This window comes from Mycobacterium kyorinense, from assembly GCF_001672775.1.
In the GTDB taxonomy this organism is placed as follows: domain Bacteria; phylum Actinomycetota; class Actinomycetes; order Mycobacteriales; family Mycobacteriaceae; genus Mycobacterium; species Mycobacterium kyorinense_A.
In genome coordinates, this window is the sequence record NZ_LZKJ01000099.1 from 1 (window position 1) to 1,325 (window position 1,325).

3 protein-coding genes are annotated in these 1,325 nt (G+C 65.2%); 2 read left to right on the forward strand and 1 reads right to left on the reverse strand.

Features of this window, described 5'->3' with window-relative positions:
* A partial coding sequence (locus A5707_RS23230; RefSeq protein WP_156657441.1) for a PPE domain-containing protein occupies nt 1-168 on the reverse strand: 168 nt, incomplete at its 3' end.
* 296 nt (nt 169-464) lie between these two features.
* On the opposite strand from A5707_RS23230, the gene A5707_RS10860 reads away from it, so the two are divergent.
* Together A5707_RS10860 and A5707_RS10865 are read left to right on the forward strand one after the other, a co-directional pair.
* Nucleotides 465-764: a PE family protein gene (locus A5707_RS10860; protein ID WP_065012573.1), complete on the forward strand. Its 300-nt coding sequence runs from the start codon at nt 465-467 to the stop codon at nt 762-764.
* A 13-nt stretch (nt 765-777) separates the two neighbouring features.
* On the forward strand, nt 778-1,325 hold a 548-nt coding region (locus A5707_RS10865; RefSeq protein WP_156657779.1), incomplete at its 3' end, for a PPE family protein.

Sequence of the window (1,325 nt, forward strand, 5' to 3'; positions counted from 1 at the left end):
CCACAGGCCACTGATTTCGGAGATCGCCGAGCCGTAGCAGGACGCGGTCGTGTACAGGTCGGTGGCCAACACGTCCCAGGCAGCGGCGGCCGCCAACATCGGTCCCGCGCCCGCGCCGGCGTACATCCGGCCAGAGTTGACTTCCGGCGGTAATGCTCCGTAATCCACTACTTGACGTCCTGGCCTCGTCGGTCGCTACAGCCTGCCGATCTACTCGACCTCGTAGTCACGAATGCGATGCCCTTCCTCGCCATCGGCGACGGCTGCGATCCACTATCTGAGACATAAGTTCACTAATGAAGATATAAGGCGTTCAGAGGCGTCAGCGGTACGCAGTAATGAACTCTTTCTATCTTTAGGTGAACACTCGTCGTTGGTAGTGCACAGTCGGCTCCCGGCCATCTAACGTCGCTAGCGAGCGGCTCGTGAAGGCCGTTGAGACCGAGCACTGAGGAGAAATCAGCGTGGCGTTCGTAGAAACCCAGCCGGAGGTGCTATCCGCTGCGGCTCGCAATTTGGTGGCTATCGGCGCGTCAGTGGCGGCGCAGAATGCGGCTGCGGCGGGCCCGACGACGGGAATAGTGCCGCCGGCAGCCGATGAGATTTCGGCGCTGACGGCGGCACAGTTCGCCACGCATGCCCGGATGTATCAGGCGGCCAGCGTCCAAGCCGCGGCAATTCACGACATGTTCGTGAACATGCTGGGCACCAGCGCCGGTTCGTACGCGGCCACGGAAGCCGCCAACGCCGCCGCGACCAGCTAGAGGAGACGTAGTGCTGGATTTCGGGGCGTTACCGCCAGAGGTCAACTCCGCTCGCATGTATGCCGGACCGGGGTCGGCGGCGATGATGTCCGCGGCGTCGTCCTGGCGGTGGCTGGCCGCCGAGTTGGAGTCCGCCGCAATCGATTACGACAGGGTGATCACGCAGCTGACCAGTGAGTGGCGCGGCCCGGCGTCGATTTCGATGGCCGCGGCCGCCGCGCCCTATGTGACGTGGTTGTCCACCACCGCGGCACGGGCCGAGCAGGCGGCGGTCCAGGCCAAGGCCGCCGCGATTGCCTATGAGGCCGCCTTTGCGATGACGGTGCCGCCGCCGGTGATCGCGGCTAACCGGGCGCAGCTGATGATGCTGATCGCGACGAACTTCTTCGGGCAGAACTTTCCGGCTATCGCCGCGACCGAGGCGCACTACTCGGAGATGTGGGCCCAGGATGCGGTGGCGATGTATGGCTACGCCGGCGCCTCAGCGGCCGCGTCGGCGTTGACGACGTTCGACCAGCCGCCGACCACCACCAACCCGATGGGGCAGGCCGGCCAGGCAGC